The organism is Bacillus pretiosus (genome assembly GCF_051294775.1).
Lineage (GTDB): Bacteria > Bacillota > Bacilli > Bacillales > Bacillaceae_G > Bacillus_A > Bacillus_A wiedmannii.
On sequence record NZ_JBPPHF010000536.1, the window covers coordinates 1 to 284 of the forward strand.

The following is a 284-nucleotide window of genomic DNA, read 5'->3' on the forward strand; positions in this document are numbered from 1 at the left end:
CTTCCATACCGAACGTAGAAAATCCTTGTAATGTGAACGCTAGTTCTTGCGTTTCTGTAAGGGTTTGTAATCCATTCTTTATTCCTTCTAATTGTTCATCTGTTGCACTACCTAAAAATGAAAGGGTAATATGGTAGTCTTCTTTATGTACCCATGAACGAAATGGTAATTCCTCCTTCATTTCCTCTTTATAGTTAGACAGCACTTCTTTTATATGATTCGGTAACGTAATCGCGACAAAATAATGCGGCTCCATGTACATCTTCTCCTTCTTTCTATTGTTG

The 284-nt window shown here is 36.6% G+C and carries 1 protein-coding gene; it reads right to left on the reverse strand.

Annotated features, from left to right (window positions below; genetic code table 11):
- On the reverse strand, positions 1-256 hold a 256-nt coding region (gene thpR, locus ACSG5Z_RS32060), incomplete at its 3' end, for an RNA 2',3'-cyclic phosphodiesterase (protein ID WP_435712966.1).
- Between the last annotated feature and the right edge of the window lie 28 nt (positions 257-284).